Raw genomic sequence first — 15715 nt, forward strand, 5'->3', positions numbered from 1 at the left:
ATTTTTTTTATAAGTTTGCTTATAAGTAAATTACTTGGAATTATATGGTAGAGTGGAGTATCTTTAATGAAATCTTTGCTGTTGCTTTTAACGTGCTTTATTTTGTGATTATCATCGGAACTATCTTTATAGTGATACTTGATAATCGTAATCCTGTTAAAACAATGGCATGGGTACTTGTACTCTTTTTCCTGCCCATTGTGGGGCTTGTATTCTATTTCTTTTTCGGCAGAAGCACACGTAAGGAGAAATTGATCAGCAAGAAAGGGTTCACCCGTCTTATAAAACGTCCTATGGCAGAATACCAAGCGCAAAAGGCGTTTAAGTGTCCTGATGAACAGTACCAGTTGATGCGTTTTTTCCGGAAAGTGAATAATGCTTTGCCCTTTGAAGGAAATGCGACGGAAGTTTTTACGGATGGTTATTCCATGCTGTATTCATTGATGAAAGAAATCAGTAAAGCAAAGCACCACATCCATTTACAGTTTTATATTTTTGAGGATGATCCGGCAGGCAGGCTGCTGCGCGATGTGTTGATAGATAAAGCGCGGCAGGGAGTAGAAGTGCGTTTACTATACGATGACGTGGGCTGTTGGAAAGTTCCCCATGCTTTTTTTGATGAAATGCGGGGAGCAGGTATTGAAGCACGTAGTTTTTTGAAAGTTCGTTTCCCTTTATTTACCAGTAAGGTAAATTATCGTAATCACCGTAAAATAGTGGTAATTGACGGTCGTGTGGCTTATATGGGAGGAATGAACATTGCTTTGCGCTATATGAAAGGCTTTCCATGGGGGATATGGCGGGATACTCACATTAAGATAGAAGGAAAAGCGGTATATGGGTTACAGACTGCTTTTTTGACCGATTGGTATGTGGTAGACCGTACTCTTATCACTTCCTCCCGTTATTTCCCCGAAGTTGGAATCTTTGGGAAGGCTCTGATACAGATTGTTACTTCCGATCCTGTAGGCGAATGGCGGGATATTATGCAAGGGTTACTGATAGCTATCAGTAGTTCCCGAAAATATTTTTATATACAAACCCCTTACCTGTTGCCTACCGAACCTATTCTGATGGCATTGAAAACGGCAGCTTTAGCAGGTGTGGATGTTCGCATTATGATACCGGCACGTGCCGATACGTGGATAACACATTTAGGTTCGTTATCTTATTTGGATGATATCATGCGTGCGGGTGTCAGGATTTACCTTTATCAGAAAGGTTTTTTGCATTCCAAGTTGATGGTTAGTGATGATACTCTCTCTACGGTAGGTTCTACTAATATGGACTTCCGTAGCTTTGAGCATAATTTTGAGGTGAATGCCTTTATGTATGATCCGGCCTCAGCATTGATGTTGAAGGGTATTTTCCTGCAAGACCAGAAGGACGCTATCCTGTTACAGAGAAAAACATGGATGAAGCGTCCTTGGTATCAAAAAGCACAAGAATCTATTGTTCGGTTGCTGGCACCATTGCTTTGAAGAAAGAGAAGTTCACACTGCCATATACACGGCGCTCAATAAAATGGGGATTATCCTCGAAATGGTTCTCTTTGCCATGTTCCAATACCAATAATCCGTCTTCCTTTAAAATCCCGCTTTCGAAAATACGGGTGGGGATACTTTCCAGATCTTTCAAGGCGTATGGAGGATCGGCGAAGATGAAATCAAACTGCTCGCTGCATTTGTCTATAAATCTAAAGACATCAGCACGGATAGGAAAACATTTGTCAGTCTTCACTTCACGCATCACCTGCGAGATGAAAGAAAGATGCTGGGGATCTTTTTCCACTGAGATAACCCGGTCACAACCGCGTGAAACCAGTTCTATACTGATGCTGCCCGTACCGGCAAAAAGGTCCAAAGCTGTAACTCCGTTCTCGAAGTCAAAATAATTATTACTTAATACATTGAAAAGGTTCTCTTTGGCAAAATCCGTTGTTGGACGTGCCTTGAATGTATGAGGCACGTCGAAACGGCGCCGTTTGTATATACCGCTGATTACTCGCATAATAATAAGGTTTGCATGTCAAAAGGTATCTCTTCTATTTTACTTATCTCGGAGCGGTTGAATTCCGCTTTGGGGTTGATGACGAATACCTGACGCAGATAGTTGCGCAATTCTTTCAATAATTCTTCTTTGTCCTCTAATTTTCCTGTCAAGTGCAGTTCGTCTTTTTCCTGATTATAATTTAATTGTTGCCATATATATAATAGGTAATACACACGGTCTGTGGTTTGTTTGCATGGAAATGAGTTAATCAGTAATAAGTTGCCCTTATCAAAACAAAAAACTTCCATTTGTTGCTCGCGTATGTGTGTGTATAGTTTCCGGCTGTTGCCCAACCGGCTTTTCCGGGCGAAATATTCAGTCAGCGGGCTGGCGGTGGAGAAGTAACGAGCTGTAGGAAAATGTTCAGTCAGTAACAAATGGGTATGTTTGTCTATAGCAAAAAGTATTACCACATTACTCCTTCCCAGAACATTGCAAAGTACAATCTCGTTATTTCCTTTAGGAAAATTATGATAGAAAACAGTATCCATTTGTTCGTCTTCGAATAATTCTAAAGGAACAGGTGTGAAACGGGGGGAGTCATACAGAATGTTAACCCGTTTATACGGATATCTTAGAGTTTCTGTCTCGGTTAACATTTCCTTTAGATTAGCCGTCATAGAGTATCCGGTATTGACAGGATACGGAACAAAGCAGAAATCATTATCTGTCAGTGGGTTATAGATAGAAAAAGAAAATCCATCCGCACTGAGGCGGATGGATAATGTATATTGTTCCGATTTTGTAAAATCGATACGTTCAGTCATTCTTATTCCCAGTTACCTGCGTTATTGTTAGGCTGTTCGATATCACCCACTCTTAAACCGCAATATTTGCCCAGTTTGGTTTGAAGGTCTTTAAGGTTAGCCAATTCTTGAGCATTCAAACCACCCAAATATGTTTCATACGGAGTTTGAGCTTGGAATAAATGCAAAGGGGCACCTGATTTTGTTGTATCGTTACGGATAGCCATTTCAAACTGTGCACCATTTCCGAAAGGAACATATCTTAAAGAGTCTGCATTGAATCCCGGAGCATAGATTGTATCTGTTACGGCAACCCATAAAGTATCACGTTTGAAGTTCATTAAACCTTCTTTTTCAACTTCTTTCCAGTTACCAGTTTTTTTGGCTTTGTTGATGATTGCCATAGCTTTCTTTTCAGTCATGCCAGCTTCCAGTTGCGTATCAGACAAAACTCCTTCTTTCTTTACAAATGGAAGTTTTGCAGTTTTGACGAAATCAATCAAGGTGTCGAAACTTGCAGTGTATTGTCCGTTGTGCAGGTTGCGGTATTCCAACTGTGCCTTACGGATGTCAATTAAGCGTGCAATAACTTGTTTCTCTCTAGCTTTTTTAGCGTCATCGAAGTTAATCGGTCCCATGATACTGCCGTAGCAAACGTATATCAAACCGATAACGCAAGCAGCCAATACAATATTAATAACTGTTTTCATGATAAATATGTGTTTTTTTTAGTTTATATTCGCATCGCAAAAATAAAACAAATAAATCTAATAACGCACAGTTCAAGGAACTTTTTATTACGCAATTATGATTAATAGTTATTTAGTGCAGCAAATTAAGGGAAATTTTCTATATAAACCAACTTTAGAACAAGAAAAAGCTGTTAAATTTTTAGCAGATTTTCTCTTTTCTCACCAATCGGACTCGGTTTTTCTCTTAAAGGGATATGCCGGTACGGGTAAAACATCCCTTATCGGGGCATTGGTGAAGACCTTGGACCAGTTACAGCAAAAGTGTGTTCTACTTGCTCCGACGGGCAGGGCGGCTAAAGTCTTTTCACATTATGCACAGCATCCGGCTTATACTATTCATAAGAAGATTTACCGCCAGCGCAACTTTTCAAATGACCTGGATAACTTTTCTTTGGATGATAACTTGCATCAGCATACTTTGTTTATTGTGGATGAGGCGTCGATGATCGCTAATGACGGATTGGCGGGGGCAGTCTTTGGTACAGGGCGTTTGCTGGACGACTTGATTCAATATGTATATGCCGGAACAGGTTGCCGTTTGATGCTGGTAGGGGATACGGCGCAGCTTCCTCCGGTAGGAGAAGAGGAGAGTCCGTCTCTTTCGGCCGATAAGTTACGCGGGTATGGCATGGAAGTATATGAGGCGCAGCTCACTGAGGTGGTCCGTCAGATGCACGATTCGGGGATTCTTTGGAATGCGACAGAATTGCGCCGCTACATATCCGCGGAAGATTTTCTCACTTTGCCTTCTGTCCGTGTGGAAGGGTTTCCGGATATCCGGATGGTTTCTGGTAGTGAGCTGATTGAGGTTATTAATGATTGTTACGGTCAGGCAGGTATGGACGAAACGATTGTGGTCTGCCGTTCCAATAAACGGGCGAATATTTATAATAAGGGAATCAGGAATACGATTTTGTTTCGGGAGGATGAACTGAACAGCGGTGACCTGCTGATGGTGGCGAAGAATAACTATTTTTGGACGGAGGGCTGTAAGGAGATTGATTTTATAGCCAATGGAGATATAGCTGTAATTCGCCGTGTTCGTCGGGTGCGTGAGGCATACGGCTTTCGTTTTGCCGATGTGGTGCTGGCGTTCCCCGACTATGATGGTATGGAACTGGAGGTGAAACTTTTGTTGGATACCTTGCATACTGAAACACCCGCATTGCCTAAAGAATTGAATGACAAGTTATTTTATTCGGTATTGGAGGATTATGCTGATATAACTGTGAAACGTGAGCGGATGAAGAAAATGAAAGCCGATCCTCATTACAATGCCTTACAGGTGAAATATGCGTATGCCGTTACTTGTCACAAAGCGCAGGGTGGCCAGTGGAAACGGGTCTTTTTGGATCAGGGCTATATGACGGAGAATATGCTGACTCCGGATTATTTCCGTTGGCTGTATACGGCTTTCACCCGTGCTACGGAAATTCTGTATCTAGTGAACTGGCCGAAGGAGCAGACGGAATAAGCAGACAGTCAGTGAGGTGTTAATGACTGATTATATGCTTCCAGCCGTTTGGTTAGTTTTTTTTTTCTTATGGCTAAGCTTTTTTGAACGTTTATGTTCTATCTCCATAACCTTTGGAGTTAACTCCCAAGCTTATGGAGTTGACTCCAAAGGTTATGGAGATAACTCCAAAGGCTTGGGAGATAGAAATCTTCTTTTCTGTTTCCCTTATCCATAGAGGAGAAAAGGCTTAGTGAACCAGATGAAAAAAACTCCGCCACCGGCTTTCAGACCAGAATGGCGGAGTTTTGATATATACGAAATATGGACGAAATTCGAATAGATTACAATGCAGCCAGCTCTATCACTTTATCAACAGCCGCATTCAAACCGTCAGGATTCTTACCGCCTGCCGTTGCGAAGTGGGGCTGACCACCGCCGCCGCCTTGAATCAGTTTGGCTGCTTCACGGACCAGTTTGCCTGCATTCTGTCCGGCTTTTACCAGGTCTTCGCTAATCATGACAGTCAGCATCGGTTTGTTATTGTCCACACTGCCTATTACAACGAACAGATTGGCAGGAATTTCACCTTTCAGCTGGAAGGCAATATCTTTCACTACGTCGGCAGACATCGGAATGATGGCTTTCACCACTTTCACACCATTTATTTCTTTGGCATTCTCTACCAGTCTGGCTTTCAGTGCGGCGCCCTTTTCTTTCATGAACTCTTCCACCTGCTTCTTCAATCCTGCATTTTCGTCAATATACTTGCGGATGGCGACTTTCAGATCGGGAGCATTGTTGAACAATGCCTTCAAGTCATTCAGCGTATCCTGGACCGTATCCATCAATTCCTCTACTTTGGCACCCGTGATAGCTTCGATACGGCGCACACCGGCAGCAACAGAGCTTTCGCTGATAATACGAACCATACCGATCTTGCCTGTAGCCGAAACGTGGGTACCTCCGCAGAATTCAATAGAGTTGCCGAATTGGACAACACGTACCTCATCACCGTATTTTTCACCGAACAAAGCAATGGCACCCAGTTCTTTTGCCTTTTCGATAGGAAGATTGCGGTATTCCGTCAAAGGGATATTCTCACGGATTTTGGCATTTACCAAATGTTCCACTTCACGAAGTTGCTCGTCAGTCACTTTCTGGAAGTGAGAGAAATCGAAACGTAATGACTCAGGAGTCACCAAAGAACCTTTTTGTTCTACGTGAGTTCCTAATACCTGGCGCAACGCTTCGTCCAGCAAATGAGTACAAGAGTGGTTGGCGGCACAGGCGGCACGTTTTTCTGTATCTACACAAGCCATCATCGGAACGTCAAGGTGTTCGGGCAGTTTTTTGGTGATATGGATAGGAAGGTTGTTTTCCTTCTTGGTATCAATGATTTCGATGGTTTCGAATTCGCTTACGATCACCCCTGTATCACCTACCTGACCACCACTTTCGGCATAGAAAGGAGTATCGCTCAGTACAATTTGATACAGTGTCTGGTTTTTCTGCTTGATCTGGCGATAGCGCAGGATGCTGGTTTCATATTCGGTAAAGTCATAACCTACAAAGTGGGTGTCACCTTCCTTTATGGTGATCCAGTCGCCAGTTTCAACGGCTGCCGCGTTACGGGCGCGTTCTTTTTGTTTCTGCATTTCGGCGTTGAACTCTTCTTCGTTTACAGTCATGCCGTTTTCGCGGAGAATCAGTTCTGTCAGGTCGAGGGGGAAACCGAAAGTGTCATATAATGTAAAGGCATCCACACCGCTGATCTCTTTTTTCCCGGCAGCTTTGGCATCGTTCATAGTCTTGTCCAACAGACGGATACCTGTTTCCAGTGTGCGCAGGAAAGATTCTTCTTCTTCTTTGATCACTTTCTCGATCAGTATTTTTTGTGCGTTCAACTCTGGATAGGCCTCGCCCATATTCTCAATTAATACAGGCAGCAGCTTGTACATGAATGCTTGTTTCTGTCCCAGGAAAGTATATCCGTAACGGACGGCACGGCGGAGGATACGGCGGATTACATAGCCGGCTTTTGCGTTACTGGGCAACTGACCGTCGGTGATTGAGAATGCGATGGTACGGATATGGTCGGCTATAACGCGCATGGCGATATCTTTCTGGTTGTCTTGGCCATAGGTGGTTCCTGCCATTTCGGCGATGGCTTTCAGCATCGGTTGGAACACGTCAGTGTCATAGTTGGATGTCTTGCCTTGCAGTGTGCGCACCAAACGTTCGAATCCCATACCGGTATCGATTACTTTGGCGGGAAGACCTTCCAGTGAACCGTCTGCTTTGCGGTTGAACTGCATGAATACAAGATTCCAGATCTCGATTACTTGCGGATGATCCTTATTTACCAGTTGGTTGCCGGGGATTTGAGCTTTTTCTTCTTCCGAACGTGAGTCGATATGGATTTCAGAACACGGGCCGCAGGGACCTGTATCACCCATTTCCCAGAAATTGTCATGTTTGTTGCCATTGAGGATATGGTCTTTCGGCAGGAACTGTTCCCAGTAAGAGGCGGCTTCATTGTCCCGTTCCAGTCCTTCTTCGGGACTTCCTTCGAATACGGTGGCATACAGATCTTTCGGATCTATTTTCAGTACATCTACCAGATATTCCCATGCCCAGCCGATAGCTTCTTTCTTGAAGTAATCTCCGAAAGACCAGTTGCCCAGCATCTCGAACATAGTATGGTGGTAGGTATCATGTCCCACTTCTTCCAGGTCATTGTGCTTGCCGCTTACACGCAAACATTTTTGTGAGTCCGCAACTCTTTTGTATTTGGCCGGGTGATTGCCCAGAATAATGTCTTTGAACTGGTTCATTCCTGCATTGGTGAACATCAATGTGGGGTCATCTTTAATGACCATCGGAGCCGATGGGACAATCTGGTGTCCTTTCGACTCGAAAAAGCTTTTGAAAGAATCTCTAATTTCTTTAGCTGTCATCATGTCGCTTAATATATTGTCTTCTAGTTAATATTCTCAAAAAGGATTTGCAAAGATAATTGGTTTTATTATTTTTGTCGACAAGAATTGTGCAAAATATTGATGTGTTGTGCATTAAAAACTTCAAAAAGCAGAATTAGATGCGTAAAGTCTACTATATTTATAATCCTAAGACCCGAACTTATGACCGCATTTACCCCACAGTGAGGCAGCGCGCCTTAAGCATCTTGCGCCGTTTGTTTGTAGGAATGGGCTTGGGGGCAGGTAGTTTCATTATTTTATTATTGATCTTTGGTTCTCCGTCCGAGAAAGAGCTCCGTATAGAGAATGCTCGCTTACTGGCCCAGTATAATGTGTTGTCTCATCGTCTGGATGAGGCTATGGGGGTGATGCAGGATATCCAGCAGCGTGATGATAATTTGTATCGGGTGGTGTTGCAGGCCGATCCTGTTTCGGATGCTGTCCGTAAGGCCGGTTATGGGGGGACAAACCGCTATGAACAGTTACGGGATATGGCGAATGCCGATCTGGTTATCAATACCACTCAGAAACTGGATATGTTGAACCGGCAGCTTTATATCCAGTCCAAATCTTTTGACGAGGTGGTGGATTTGTGTAAGAGCCATGACGAGATGCTGAAATGTATTCCGGCCATCCAGCCTGTTTCCAATAAGGATTTGAAGAAGACGGCTTCCGGTTACGGTGTCCGTATAGATCCTATTTATAAGACAACCAAGTTTCATGCGGGGATGGACTTTTCTGCTAGTCCGGGCACGCCGGTGTATGCCACCGGTGATGGTGTTGTGGTGAAGGCCGGATGGGAGACAGGTTATGGGAATACCATCGAAGTGAATCATGGCTTTGGTTATCTAACGCGCTATGCACATCTGAGTGCTTACAAGGTAAGACCGGGACAGAAGGTGGTCAGGGGTGAAGTGATTGGAGCTGTGGGAAGTACAGGTAAAAGTACCGGACCTCACTTGCACTATGAAGTGCACGTGAAAGGAAAAGTGCAGAATCCTGTGAATTATTATTTCATGGATTTGAGCGCGGAAGATTATGATAAGATGATACAGATTGCAGCCAACCACGGTAAGGTATTTGACTAGCCGTGAATTTTTAATTCTCAATTTTAATTTACCATGGCCTATAATCCTAATAAAGAACTGAAACTTTACTATTCCATAGGGGAAGTGGCAAAGATGTTTGATGTAAATGAATCCTTGTTGCGTTATTGGGAAAAGGAATTTCCTATTATTTCTCCCAAGAAGGCGGGAGGGAATGTCCGTCAGTATCGTAAAGAGGATATTGAGAATATCCGGCTGGTCTATCATCTGGTGAAAGAGAAAGGGATGACTTTACAGGGGGCCAAGCAGAAACTGAAGATGAACAGAGAAACCACTATCCGTACTGCGGAGATTTTGGACAGATTGAAACTGATACGTGAGGAATTGGTTAGTATGCGTAAAGAACTGGATTATCTGACTTAAGAATATTCACCACAGATTGCACGGATTAAAAACGAGTTGCGGATAATCGTTATGAACAATCAGTGTAGTCTGCGGTGAAATTGGTATTGGCTAATTCGGCTGGTCTTCGAACTTCTCGATACGGGTGACGGTTTTTATCTCATCTATCTTTCTTAGATTGGTAGTGATGGATTTTACATCATCCACATCGTGCACAAATAGCTGTATTCTTCCTTCAAAGATACCGTCGTTACTTTCAATATTCAACTTGTGGATATTTACATTCAATTGTTGTGAAATGACTTCTGTTACCTTATTTAACAGACCGATGTGGTCAATACCTTTTATGTAGATATTTACAGGAAAGTACAAGGATTTTCCAGTCTCCCATTGGACAGCCAACAGGCGGTTGCCGTAACTGCTCTTCAGTTTGGTAGCCAACGGGCATTGGCGTTTGTGGATGATGATACGATTATTGTCGCCTATATATCCCAAAACGTCATCTCCCGGAATAGGCTTGCAGCATTCAGCTATCACATAGTTCTTTTGGATAGCTTCGGGAGTCAGTTTCAATATTTTCTTGCTGTCTATCTTTTGTAAGGGTTCCTTCTCTTCTGTCGGTTTCTCCTTGTTTGTCTTGCTGCCTCCGAAGGCGAAAGAGATATACTTTTTCCAGTTACTGGAAGTCGGTTTGTCTTTCAGTTCGTTCTTGTCGTTTTCTCCTAGAATGATTGTTTTTAATCCGATGGCGGCAAACAATTCTTCCTGTGTTTTGATGGTATGCAGATTACAGATCTTTCGTATATTTTCGGGAGTGTACTCTACTCCTTCCCTGGAAAAGAATTCCCGTAACATTTCCTCACCGGCCTGCTGCATGCCTCGCTGTTCGCGTTTCAGTATGGCCAGAATCTTGGCTTTGGCCTTTGCGGTGGTGGCAAAGTTTATCCACGAAGGCTGTACATGCTGTGATTTGGAAGTAAGAATCTCCACCTGGTCGCCACTTTGCAGTTTGTGGCTCAAGGGCACCAGCTTGTGGTTGACTTTAGCTCCGATGCAATGGCTGCCCAAGAATGTATGGATGGAGAATGCAAAATCCAGTGCCGTACAGTTTTGCGGCATTGTTTTGATTTCACCTTTCGGAGTGAAGACAAATATTTCAGAAGCGAACAGGTTCAGTTTGATGGTATCCAGAAAGTCCATGGCATCCGGTTGCGGATCGTCCAGAATCTCCTTGATGGTACGCAGCCATTTTTCCAGTTCACCCTCGTCCTCACTGCCTCCGCCTTCTTTATATTTCCAGTGTGCGGCAAAGCCTTGTTCGGCTACGTCATTCATCCGCTCACTGCGTATCTGCACTTCTATCCATTGGCCTTTGTTACTCATCAGGGTTACGTGAAGTGCCTGATAGCCGTTGGCTTTAGGGTGGCTTACCCAGTCGCGCAAGCGGTCTGGGTGCGGTTTATAAATCTTAGATATGGATACGTATATGTTAAAGCACTCATTAAGTTCTTCTTCCGGATTTTTGGGACAGAAAATGATACGGACAGCCAGGATATCATATATTTCTTCAAATGTGATATGCTTGGTCTGCATCTTGTTCCAAATGGAATAAGGGGATTTTACTCGTGCTATCAATTGATAACTGATACCCATTTTGTCCAGTTGTGCGCGGATAGGTGCTGTAAATTCACGGAATACTTCTTCGCGTTCCGCTTGTGTTTCTTGTAGCTTGGATTCTATCTGTGCATATTCTTCCGGATGCTCATATTTGAAACTGAGATCTTCCAGTTCTGTCTTTATTTTGTTTAACCCCAAGCGGTTAGCCAATGGCGCATAGATGTATAAGGTTTCTCCGGCAATTTTGTATTGCTTGTTGGGAAGCATGGAGCCAAGCGTACGCATATTATGCAGACGGTCGGCTATTTTGATGAGGATAACCCGGATATCATCACTCATGGTCAGTAGCAATTTCTTGAAATTCTCGGCTTGTGCGGAAGCCCGGTCTCCGAATATACCGCCGGATATTTTAGTCAGGCCATCTACAATCTGTGCAATTTTAGGACCAAACAGATTTTCGATGTCTTCCACAGTGTAGTCTGTATCTTCAACTACATCATGCAGTAAAGCCGAACAAATGGAAGTTGATCCCAGTCCTATTTCGGTACATACAATTTTAGCAACGGCTATGGGATGCATGATGTATGGTTCACCCGAGCGTCGTTTTACTCCTTTGTGTGCTTGTTTGGCAAAATTGAATGCCTTTGTGATGATTTCTACTTTTTTACGGTGTTTGGTCGCTAGATAACTGTCCAAAAGTTCCTGAAACCCTTGGTTTATCATTTCCTCATCCGCCTGTTCCTGAGTCTGCTTTTCATCCGTCATATCTTTGCCTCCTATAATCTATACTGCAAAAATATACAAAAAACATATTCAAGCAAGTATTTTCAGAAAATGTATAGTGTTAAATCTGTATTTTTTATCAATCATCTGATCCGCAAACTTTTTCCGGCTCTGATATTATTGCCCTTTATACCGTTTAGATTACGTAATTGACTGATGGATACGTGGTATTTGGCGGCAATTCCTCCCAATGTGTCTCCTTGTTTGATTTTATGATAAAGAGTTCCCTTGGATGAGCGGTTTCTGCTACTGGTTGTTTCTTTGATAGCTACCGTTTTTCTTTTGGTCAGATATTCATTGGGTTTATAAGCGAATACACTGTCTTGGCGGTCAATGAAAGTACTGACAAAGTTATTGGGCAAACGAAGTACACACAACTCGCTGTTACCGGGAATAATATCCTTTTTGTATTGGGGATTCAGGCTGCGAAGCTGGTCGAGGTTGATGTTGCATACTTCTGCCACTTGTTGTAAGTGGAGGTCTTTGTTTATGTGAATGGTGTCTGTAGCGTTGGGGAGCTGTGTTTCCATGGGACAGATGTCATGTTCGCAATAATAAGTCATGATGTAGTTTGCTGCAATGAAAGCAGGAACGTACCCACGGGTTTCTTTGGGCAGGTAGTTGTAGATTGTCCAATAATCTGTGGCTCCTCCGGCACGGCGTATGGCTTTGTTGATAGTGCCTGGCCCGCAGTTGTAAGCTGCCAATACCAGGTTCCAGTCTTGATAGATGTCATATAAGTCTTTCAGATAACGTGCCGCCGCCCAAGTTGATTTGACCGGGTCCCGCCTTTCGTCTATCAGACTATTGTTTTTCAGCCCGTATATTTTTCCTGTACCCAGCATAAACTGCCACAAACCGGTAGCTCCCTGGCGGGAAACTGCAACAGGATTTAAGGCAGATTCTATAACCGGCAGATATTTCAGTTCTTGAGGAAGGTCGTATAAATCAAGTGCTTCTTCAAAGATAGGCATATAAAAATTGGTTGCCGCAAGCATAAAGGATACTTTATTGCGCAGACGGACGGCATACATATCAATGAATTTGCGTACAGCCTCGTTGTAAGGCATTTCTATGATAGAGGGGATACGTGACAGACGATCCATATAGATGGAATCACTTACAACAGGGTTGGTAGAGGCCATTGTGCAGTTCTCTCCCAATGTGATGTAATTCTTAGATTGCCAGTCCCAGTAAAGACTGTCCATTTCTGACTGCATACTTTCAGGAACATCAATAATTTCTTCTTTTCCTGTAGTTTGCGAGTGAACGGTAATACTTTGGGTTTGTGCGTTGATTCCCGTTGTTCCTATAAATGTAAATAAACCAATTAAAAAGTTTTTCATGCGATTAAAATTTGAAGCTGCATTGCAGGCCTATTGTATTAGGTATCCTGCTCCGGCCATCATTAAAAATAACAGGTTGTATTTGAAGACCTAAGTCTTTGGATATATCAAAATCAGATAGTTCAGCATCCACGTATGCGTCTATGACAGATAGTATATATACACCGATAAAACAGAATATGCTTAAATCCCGATATCGGCGATAAAAATCTTTTCGTTTTTTAAAGGTATCCTCCATACCTTCCGCACTCACGCCATGAGGCAGGAAGTCTTCGTAGCTTTTGGTATTAGGGTCATCGTCCATAATATCCAGATAGGCTTGCGAATAGTCCTTGTACATTCTGTTGTTCCAGGTCAGCGCATATGCACATCCCACAAATCCTCCATATACTATCGGCAGTTTCCAATATTTACGGTTGTATATCTGTCCTCCGCCGGGAATTACCAACGCCAGCCAGATGGCACGGTTGGAGTTCGGAATAAATCGGGGTTTTGTTTCGGCAGCCATTGCTTTCTGTATGGAATCATTTTTACGGACTAAAGCGGCAGTATCAACAGGTGCTTCCATATTTTCTATCTTTTGTCGTTCTTCCAACAATCTTAGGCTGTCAATGACAAGTGAATCTTTGACTTGTATGATAGAATCTGCCTTTATACCCATACGGCGGTTGCGTGCCTTTTGGGCGTGAACATTCAGGCTTCCAGCCATCATAAGGCATAAAAGCATGAATGTAAACACTTTATATGTGGATGTTTTTCTTTTCAATGTAGTAATAACGCTTTATTCTTTCTTTTTCAGTGAATCCAATATTTCCATGATTCGTTCCAAGTCCTCTTCGTTGTTGAACGGAATACTGATCTTGCCTTTTCCTTTGGCTGTGCATGAAAGCTGTACTTTTGAACCGAAGAATCCGCAGAGATGGCTTTGCAGCAAAGTGTATTCCTCGGATAGTTTGGAACCTTTTGGTTTGATCTTCTTCCCACCGCTGTCCACTGTCTCGCCACTGCTCAGTGCCTTGACAATTTCTTCCACTTTGCGGACAGAATAGCCTTGTGACTGTATTTCATTAAAGATACGTATTTGGGTCTTAGGATCATCTAAGGACAATAAGGCACGGGCGTGTCCCATGTCTATTTCGCGGTTTTTCAATGCTACTTGAATCTGAGCCGGAAGTTTCAGCAGACGCAGATAATTGGCGATAGTGGTACGTTTTTTTCCGACACGTTCGCTCAGCCGTTCCTGTGTCAATGCATATTGTTCCAATAAATGTTGATAAGCCAGTGCAATCTCCAATGAATTCAAATCTTCACGCTGAATATTTTCAATCAACGCCATTTCCATTACATTCTCGTCATCGGCTGTGCGGATGTATGCCGGAATAGATTTAAGTCCTGCCTGTATGGAGGCGCGGTAACGACGTTCTCCGGCTATGATCTGGTAAGAGTCTTCACTCAGTTGACGCAACGTAATGGGTTGGATGATACCAATTTCGGCAATAGAGTCAGCCAACTCCTGTAACGCCACCGGATCAAATTCACGGCGCGGTTGGTTAGGGTTGACGGATATTTTGCTCAGTTCTATCTCATTGATAGAAGATGAGCCGGCTGTCTTTACTTCTTCGGTCGAGATCAGTGCGTCAAGCCCGCGTCCTAAAGCAAATTTTTTCTGTACTGCCATTGTTTACTTTCTGTTACGTGTTATAATTTCTTGTGCCAATGCCAAATGATTCTTGGCTCCGGTAGAGTCGGCATCATACAATATTGCAGGAATGCCGTGGCTGGGAGCTTCGCTCAGTTTGACGTTACGCTGTACAATTGTCTTGAATACCAATTCTTGAAAATGGCGTTTCACTTCATCATAAATCTGGTTGGCCAGACGCAGACGTGAATCGAACATTGTCAGCAGGAAGCCTTCTATTTCCAGTGAAGGATTCAGTTTCGATTTAATAATCTTAATGGTATTCAGCAATTTGCTGATGCCCTCTAATGCAAAATATTCGCATTGAACAGGGATAATTACTGAATCGGCTGCTGTCAGCGCATTGATCGTTATCAAGCCTAATGACGGGGAGCAGTCTATCAGGATATAGTCATATTCGTCCCGCATGGGGGCTAATACTTTTTTCATGATCTTCTCGCGGTCTTCCAGGTTCAACATTTCTATTTCTGCGCCAACCAGGTCGATGTGTGAAGATACAATGTCGAGTCCGTCAATGTCGGTGGTATAAATTGCTTCCCGTATATCGGCTTCGTTGATAATACATTCATAGATAGAGCATTCTACCTCTTTGATGTTCACACCCAATCCTGATGATGCGTTGGCCTGAGGGTCTGCATCAATAACCAGCACTTTTTTCTCCAGCGTTGCCAGAGAAGCTGCGAGGTTAATCGTTGTGGTAGTTTTACCTACGCCACCTTTTTGATTGGCTAAAGCAATAATTTTTCCCATATTAATCAGTTTTTCTCGCTGCGAAGTAACAAATAATAGGTGATTGTACCTATAAAAAACGGCAGACATTAGCAAAACTGTTGATAAC

The 15715-nt window shown here is 43.1% G+C and carries 13 protein-coding genes; 4 read left to right on the forward strand and 9 right to left on the reverse strand.

Features of this window, described 5'->3' with window-relative positions; genetic code table 11:
- Window positions 1-44 precede the first annotated feature (44 nt).
- Window positions 45-1481, forward strand: a complete 1437-nt coding sequence (gene cls, locus GKD17_RS03170) for a cardiolipin synthase (protein WP_007836290.1) — start codon at window positions 45-47, stop codon at window positions 1479-1481.
- On the opposite strand, the gene GKD17_RS03175 is transcribed toward cls, so the two are convergent.
- From GKD17_RS03175 to GKD17_RS03185, 3 genes are read right to left on the reverse strand one after another with little or no spacing between them, the layout of a single operon-like run.
- Window positions 1450-2010, reverse strand: a complete 561-nt coding sequence (locus tag GKD17_RS03175; protein ID WP_007836288.1) for an RsmD family RNA methyltransferase — start codon at window positions 2008-2010, stop codon at window positions 1450-1452. The genes cls and GKD17_RS03175 overlap by 32 nt on opposite strands.
- Window positions 2001-2819 (reverse strand): DUF3822 family protein, encoded by an 819-nt coding sequence (locus GKD17_RS03180; RefSeq protein WP_007836286.1) that lies wholly within the window; start codon window positions 2817-2819, stop codon window positions 2001-2003. The genes GKD17_RS03175 and GKD17_RS03180 overlap by 10 nt, the downstream gene beginning before the upstream one ends.
- Before the next feature lie 2 nt (window positions 2820-2821).
- Window positions 2822-3508, reverse strand: a complete 687-nt coding sequence (locus tag GKD17_RS03185; RefSeq protein ID WP_007836284.1) for a hypothetical protein — start codon at window positions 3506-3508, stop codon at window positions 2822-2824.
- Between the two features lie 97 nt (window positions 3509-3605).
- On the opposite strand from GKD17_RS03185, the gene GKD17_RS03190 reads away from it, so the two are divergent.
- The gene (locus GKD17_RS03190; protein ID WP_007836283.1) at window positions 3606-5024 is read left to right on the forward strand and encodes an ATP-dependent DNA helicase; all 1419 of its coding nucleotides are present in this window, start codon (window positions 3606-3608) and stop codon (window positions 5022-5024) included.
- Window positions 5025-5347: 323 nt separating this feature from the next.
- Here the strand turns inward: GKD17_RS03190 and alaS are convergent, their stop codons facing one another.
- Window positions 5348-7966 (reverse strand): alanine--tRNA ligase, encoded by a 2619-nt coding sequence (gene alaS, locus GKD17_RS03195; RefSeq protein WP_007836280.1) that lies wholly within the window; start codon window positions 7964-7966, stop codon window positions 5348-5350.
- Between the two features lie 137 nt (window positions 7967-8103).
- Between alaS and GKD17_RS03200 the strand changes: the two genes are divergently transcribed.
- Window positions 8104-9072, forward strand: coding sequence for a M23 family metallopeptidase (locus tag GKD17_RS03200; protein WP_007840678.1), 969 nt, complete (start codon window positions 8104-8106; stop codon window positions 9070-9072).
- Between the two features lie 33 nt (window positions 9073-9105).
- Window positions 9106-9453, forward strand: coding sequence for a MerR family transcriptional regulator (locus GKD17_RS03205; protein WP_007836278.1), 348 nt, complete (start codon window positions 9106-9108; stop codon window positions 9451-9453).
- Between the two features lie 90 nt (window positions 9454-9543).
- Here the strand turns inward: GKD17_RS03205 and GKD17_RS03210 are convergent, their stop codons facing one another.
- The 5 genes from GKD17_RS03210 to GKD17_RS03230 all read right to left on the reverse strand — a co-directional run bounded on the left by GKD17_RS03210 (window position 9544) and on the right by GKD17_RS03230 (window position 15627).
- Window positions 9544-11814, reverse strand: coding sequence for a RelA/SpoT family protein (locus tag GKD17_RS03210; RefSeq protein ID WP_007836277.1), 2271 nt, complete (start codon window positions 11812-11814; stop codon window positions 9544-9546).
- Window positions 11815-11915: 101 nt separating this feature from the next.
- Window positions 11916-13178, reverse strand: coding sequence for a lytic transglycosylase domain-containing protein (locus GKD17_RS03215; RefSeq protein ID WP_007836276.1), 1263 nt, complete (start codon window positions 13176-13178; stop codon window positions 11916-11918).
- 4 nt (window positions 13179-13182) lie between these two features.
- Window positions 13183-13944 carry a DUF5683 domain-containing protein gene (locus tag GKD17_RS03220; RefSeq protein WP_229103351.1) on the reverse strand — a complete coding sequence of 254 codons (762 nt, stop codon included), beginning with the start codon at window positions 13942-13944 and terminating at the stop codon, window positions 13183-13185.
- 15 nt (window positions 13945-13959) lie between these two features.
- Window positions 13960-14856, reverse strand: coding sequence for a ParB/RepB/Spo0J family partition protein (locus tag GKD17_RS03225; protein WP_005845804.1), 897 nt, complete (start codon window positions 14854-14856; stop codon window positions 13960-13962).
- Between the two features lie 3 nt (window positions 14857-14859).
- Window positions 14860-15627, reverse strand: a complete 768-nt coding sequence (locus tag GKD17_RS03230; protein ID WP_032936379.1) for a ParA family protein — start codon at window positions 15625-15627, stop codon at window positions 14860-14862.
- Window positions 15628-15715: the final 88 nt, after the last annotated feature.

The sequence above is a fragment of the Phocaeicola dorei genome (assembly GCF_013009555.1).
Classification (GTDB): Bacteria; Bacteroidota; Bacteroidia; order Bacteroidales; family Bacteroidaceae; genus Phocaeicola; species Phocaeicola dorei.